At 66.2% G+C, this 5669-nt stretch carries 6 protein-coding genes; 3 read left to right on the top strand and 3 right to left on the bottom strand.

Annotated elements, in window-relative coordinates:
- On the top strand, window positions 1-1927 hold a 1927-nt coding region (gene uvrD, locus AB4Y84_RS11365; protein WP_442250144.1), incomplete at its 5' end, for a DNA helicase II.
- Window positions 1928-2024: 97 nt separating this feature from the next.
- Entirely contained in the window at window positions 2025-2351 is a 327-nt protein-coding gene (locus AB4Y84_RS11360; protein WP_025878054.1) for a low molecular weight protein tyrosine phosphatase family protein, read from the top strand.
- 12 nt (window positions 2352-2363) lie between these two features.
- Here the strand turns inward: AB4Y84_RS11360 and AB4Y84_RS11355 are convergent, their stop codons facing one another.
- Window positions 2364-2990, bottom strand: coding sequence for a hypothetical protein (locus tag AB4Y84_RS11355; RefSeq protein ID WP_442250143.1), 627 nt, complete (start codon window positions 2988-2990; stop codon window positions 2364-2366).
- Window positions 2991-3131: 141 nt separating this feature from the next.
- On the opposite strand from AB4Y84_RS11355, the gene AB4Y84_RS11350 reads away from it, so the two are divergent.
- Complete coding sequence (locus AB4Y84_RS11350) at window positions 3132-3686, top strand: hypothetical protein (RefSeq protein ID WP_033832536.1); 555 nt, start codon at window positions 3132-3134, stop codon at window positions 3684-3686.
- Window positions 3687-3775: 89 nt separating this feature from the next.
- Here AB4Y84_RS11350 and AB4Y84_RS11345 read toward each other — a convergent pair whose 3' ends face one another.
- Window positions 3776-3934 (bottom strand): hypothetical protein, encoded by a 159-nt coding sequence (locus tag AB4Y84_RS11345; RefSeq protein ID WP_442244219.1) that lies wholly within the window; start codon window positions 3932-3934, stop codon window positions 3776-3778.
- Window positions 3935-4012: 78 nt separating this feature from the next.
- Window positions 4013-5605, bottom strand: coding sequence for an RNA repair transcriptional activator RtcR (gene rtcR / locus AB4Y84_RS11340; protein WP_442244218.1), 1593 nt, complete (start codon window positions 5603-5605; stop codon window positions 4013-4015).
- Between the last annotated feature and the right edge of the window lie 64 nt (window positions 5606-5669).

Genomic DNA, 5669 nt, shown 5'->3' with positions numbered 1-5669 from the left:
CTTCCACGGCCTGGCCAACCGCCTGCTGCGCCTGCACTGGCAGGACGCCAAGCTGCCTGAAAGCTTCCAGGTGATGGATTCGGACGACCAGCTGCGCCTGGTCAAGCGCGTGGTACAGGCGCTGGAGCTGGATGACGGCAAGTACCCGCCCAAGCAGATTGCCTGGTGGATCAACGCGCAGAAGGATGAGGGCCGCCGCCCGCAGCACATCCAGCCCGAGCCGAACGATGCGTGGCTGGAAACCATGCGCCAGGCCTACGCCGAGTACCAGGCGCGGTGTGACCGTGCCGGCTTGGTCGATTTCGCCGAGCTGCTGCTGCGCGCGCACGAACTGCTGCGCGACAATCCGCCGTTGCTGTCGCATTACCGCGCGCGGTTCCGCGAGATCCTGGTGGACGAATTCCAGGATACCAACGCCATCCAGTACGCCTTCGTGCGGGTATTGGCCGGGCACGAGGGCCACGTGTTCGTGGTCGGTGATGATGACCAGGCCATCTACGGCTGGCGCGGTGCCAAGGTCGAGAACGTGCAGGGCTTCCTGCGCGATTTCCCGGGCGCGCAGACCATCCGCCTGGAGCAGAACTACCGTTCCACCGCCAACATCCTCAGCGCCGCCAACGCGGTGATCGCGCACAATCCGGACCGCATCGGCAAGCAGCTGTGGACCGACAGTGGTGACGGCGAGCCGATCGACCTGTATGCGGCGTACAACGAGATGGACGAGGCGCGCTACATCGTCGAGCGCGCACGGCAGTGGGTGCGCGACGGCGGCAGCTACACCGAAGTGGCCGTGCTCTACCGCAGCAACGCGCAGTCGCGCGCGCTGGAAGAAGCGCTGCTGAGCGAACAGGTGCCGTACCGCGTGTATGGCGGCATGCGCTTCTTCGAGCGCGCCGAAGTGAAGGATGCGCTGGCCTACCTGCGCCTGCTGTCCAACCGCAACGACGACGCTGCATTCGAGCGCGCGGTGAACACGCCCACGCGTGGCATCGGTGACCGCACGCTGGACGAAGTGCGCCGCGAAGCGCGCGCCCAAGGCATCTCGTTGTGGGAAGCCACCATGCTGGTGACCCAGGGCAGCGCACTGGCGGCGCGTGCGCGCAATGCGCTGGCCGGCTTCCTGGTGCTGGTCAACGAACTGCAGGCGCAGACCCTGCAGATGACCCTTGCCGAGCGCGTGGACCATGTACTGGTGCGCTCGCAGTTGCGCGAGCACTGGAGCAAGGAAAGCCGCAACGCGCTGGATTCGGAATCGCGCACCGACAACCTCGACGAACTCGTGTCGGTGGCCTCGCGCTTCGTGCGCCGTGCCGACGACATCGAGGAAGTGGGCGAGGACATGGACGAGCTGGTCGCGTTTCTGGCCTACGCCGCGCTGGAGGCCGGTGAGGGCCAGGCGCAGGCCGGCGAGGAAGGTGTGCAGCTGATGACGCTGCACTCGGCCAAGGGCCTGGAATTCCCGCTGGTGTTCCTGGCCGGCGTGGAAGAGGGGCTGTTCCCCAGTGCACGGTCGCTGGAGGAAAGCGGGCGGCTGGAGGAAGAGCGTCGGCTGGCCTACGTCGGCATCACCCGCGCGCGGCAGAAGCTGGTGCTCAGCTACGCCGAATCGCGGCGCATCCACGGCCAGGACAACTACAGCCTGCCTTCGCGTTTCCTGCGCGAGATCCCGCGCGAGCTGCTGCACGAAGTGCGGCCGAAGGTGCAGGTCTCGCGGCCGGCGTCGATGGGCGCAAGCCGGGTGATGGGWCATGCCGCCATCGAAACGCCGCCGATCAAGCTGGGTGCGCTGGTCAACCATCCCAAGTTCGGCGAAGGCATGGTGACCGACTACGAAGGCAACGGTGCCCACGCGCGCGTGCAGATCGAGTTCGCCGACGCCGGCAGCAAGTGGCTGGTGATGGCGTATGCCAACCTGACGGTGATCTGATCACCGCCGGGGTCGGATCCCTCCCGTAGGAGGGCTCTGACCCCGACGCGATGGAAAGCAGCCGAGCACGGGCTCGGCTCTACAAAGGCGAGTGCTCATGACCCGCAACGTGCTCTTCCTCTGCAGCCAGAACCGTCTGCGCAGCCCGACGGCCGAGCAGGTGTTCGCCGATTGGCCGGGCGTCGAAACCGCCTCGGCCGGGCTGCTCGCCGACGCCGAGGAAGTGCTCAGCCCCGAGCTGCTGCAATGGGCCGATCTGGTGTTCGTGATGGAGCGGACGCACCGCAACCGGCTTTCCAGCCGCTACAAGGCATGGTTGAACGGCAAGCGGGTGATCTGCCTGGATATTCCCGATGACTACGAGTACATGGACCCGGTGCTGGTGGAACTGCTCAAGCGCAAAGTGATCCCGTTCCTGCGCTGACCCGGTCGGCGATCAGTCCTGCGCCTGCGGTTGCGCGGCCGTGTCCTGTTCGGACATCGACTGCTGCAGGCTGCTGGTGAAGCTCTTTACCGCGCGTTCCAGGGCGATCTCCCAGTTCTCCCGCGAGGCTACCTGGAAGATGTTTGCGCCATGGCCGGTAGTCGTGAAGGTGCGCGTCTGGCCATCCTTGCGTGCCGTCACCTGTACCGCGATGTCTGYAAGCATCTGCTGGGTGTACGTCGCGGCGCGCCAAACATTCACCGGAGCACTTACCGAAAAATCGTTCAGCGTGGCGTCCAGATGCGTACACGATGCCTCGCACTTGTCGGCAGTCCTGTAACCCATGTTGCGCAGCGCTTGGATCATGATCTCGCGTGCCTTGTCCGGCGCTGTGGACGTTTCGAGCTCCACCAGCACGCCATTGCCGGCACGGATGACACCACCGATGTTCTTCGCACGCGCCGCCGATTGCACCTGCGGGAAGTACTGGGGGCGGTTGTCACGCACCGGGGCCACCACCACCACCGGGCCCTGCTCCGGGTTCACCCGGATGTCCGGCACGTTCACGCGCACCACTTCGGTGCGGATGCCGCAGCCCGTGAGCAACAGCAGCAGTGCCAGCGTAATGATCGACTTCATGTATTCCCCCTGTTGGAATGGTGTCCTTGCGCCGCGCATTATCGCTTGCACATCGCCTGAAAGGACGAGGCGCCGACGCCGCAAAGCGGCCGGGCATGGCACGGCTCTACAATAGCGGCCACATCTCCCAGGAACGCCCTCATGACCGAACCCACGCTGCATGTCACCGTGAAGTTGAACGCCAGGCTGCAGCCCGAGCATCGCCATGAGCTGTTCGAGGATCCGCTGGACGCGCTGCTGCAGGCGGCCGAGCTGGGCGGGATCACCGGAGGCGGTACTGCGATGTCCGACGAGGGCGAAGTCGAGTACGGCGATATCGAAGTGGCACTGGTCGATGCCGCGGGCGTGCCGAAGCTGGTCGACCTGCTGGAGCAGCTGGGGGCACCGAAGGGGTCGCAGGTGCAGGGCGCAGGCGAGGCCGACCGCAGCTTCGGCGTGACCGAAGGCCTGGGCATCTACCTGGATGGCCTGACCCTGCCTGACGAGGTGTACGAGCAGTGCGATTCGAACCACGTATTCGAACAGCTGTCCGAGCGCATCGATGGCCTGGGCGAGATCTGCAGCTGGTGGCAGGGCCCGAGCGAGACCGCGCTGTACATGTACGGCCAGTCGTTCGAGGCGATGCGTGAGGCGATCGCCGAGTTCGTCGGCAGCTACCCGCTGTGCCAGAACGCACGCGTGGTGCAGATCGCCTGAAGCTGCGGTTTCGAGTGGAGCGGGCCGGCTGCTCCAGGTGCCGGGATAGCGGCGGCTGCCGGCCAGCGGCCGGCACTACCGCAGCGCGGTCAGCGTGCCAGCGGGGCGGCCGTGGCCTGCTGTGCGTTGTCTGCCTTGGCCAGTGATTTGCCGAACTGGTAGCCACCCACGAGCAGAACGAAGGCAGCGACGCAGGCCAGCACGATGATCAGGCCGGTTTTGGAGGTCGAGCGGGGACGGTCCTGCATGGGAAATCTCCGTTCAGGTGGGTGGTTGCAGCCGGAGCATGCGCCGTGGCCGGTGCGCGCGCAAGCTGTGCCGTCGCGTTACCGGGCCGGACCCCGCACCTGCTCCCAGTCCAGCCCGAACTTCGCCAGGTACTTGCGCAGGCGGTCGGCGTCGTTGGTGCTGGCGCGCTGGGTGCGCGAGACCGCAAACAGCTCGCGCCCGGCGGCGGACAGCGACTTCGAGCGTGCACAGACCCGCACCACTTCTTCCAGCTGCACGCGGTCGAAACGGTCCAGCGCGTCCACGGCCTCGCCCAGCAGGGCATCCAGCGGAGACGGCGCATCGCCACCGCGCCACTGTGCCCGCAGGCGCGCGATCTCGTCGTCCACGCCCTCGATCTGGATGCGCCCGGCGCTGGCCAACGTGGCCAGGCGCATGATTGACGCGCCCAGGTCGCGGAAGTTGCCGCGCCACGCCGCTTCCGGGCTGGTGGCGAATGCGAGATAGCGCGTGCGCGCCTCGGTGTTGAAGCGCACCCGCGCATGTTGGTCCTGCGACCAGCGCTCCAGCTCGAACTCGATGTTCGGTTCGATGTCTTCCATGCGCTGGGCCAGGCCCGGCAGGCGGTAGGTCCACAGGTTGAGGCGCGCCAGCAGGTCTTCGCGGAAGCGGCCTTCCAGCACGGACTGCTGCAGGTCGCGGTTGGTGCCGGCGATCAACTGGAAGTCGCTCTCCACTTCGCGGTCGCTGCCCACCGGCAGGAAGCGCTTCTCTTCCAGTGCCCGCAGCAGCATCGCTTGTTCGTCCTGGCCGAGTTCGCCGATCTCGTCCAGGAACAGCAGACCCTGGTGGGCTGAGCGCAGCAGGCCGGCGCGGTCGCTGGAAGCACCGGTATAGGCGCCCTTGGTATGGCCGAACAAGGTGCTCATCGCACCATCGCCGCGCAGCGTGGCGCAGTTCACCTCGACGAAGCGGCCCGGCAGCTGATGCTTGAGCTTCTTCAACTCGAACACACGCTTGGCCAGCTGGCTCTTGCCGGCGCCGGTCGGTCCCATCAGCAGCATCGGCGCGCGCGAGCGCGTGGCCACCGTTTCGATCTGCTCGATCATGCGGTTGAAGGCGGCGTTGCGGGTGGCGATGCCGCCCTTCAGCAGGTCGCGGTCCTGCAGCTGCTGCTGGGCGAAACGCTGCGCGATGTGGTCGTAACGCGATAGATCGAGGTCGATGACCGCGTACGTGCCGGCGGCGCCGTCCTGCTTGCGCGGCGGCGAGGTCTGCAGCAGTCGCCCGGGAAAGTGCCGGCTCTCGGTCAGCAGAAACCAGCAGATCTGCGCCACATGCGTGCCGGTGGTGATGTGGACGTAGTAGTCCTCCTCCTCCGGCTGGAACGGATAGCTGGCGAGGAAGTCATGCAGGGTGGCGTAGACCCCTTCGAACTCCCACGGATCTGCCAGGTAGGTGTCGTGGCGCTGCACGCTGATGCCCGGCGCAGCCTGTACCAGATCCTCGCAGACCACGCGCGCCAGCTTGCTGTAGCGGCGCTCATCCAGCAGCAGCTCGATGCGGTCGGGCAGGAAATCCTCATGCATGCCCAGCGACACCGTCGGGCGCCACTTCTGCCAGCGGCCCGGCCCTTCGCCCGCGTCGAGCTGGGTGCCGAGCATGCCGAAGACCACCTGTCGACGCGCCATATCCATTCCTATAAAAGATGCGCCGACAATATATATCTTTTTACAACGATCCGCTGATCAAGAC

Origin of the sequence: Stenotrophomonas sp. 2YAF22, assembly GCF_052114665.1 — a bacterium.
In the GTDB taxonomy this organism is placed as follows: domain Bacteria; phylum Pseudomonadota; class Gammaproteobacteria; order Xanthomonadales; family Xanthomonadaceae; genus Stenotrophomonas; species Stenotrophomonas indicatrix.
This window is presented reverse-complemented; position numbering and strand designations above follow the sequence as displayed.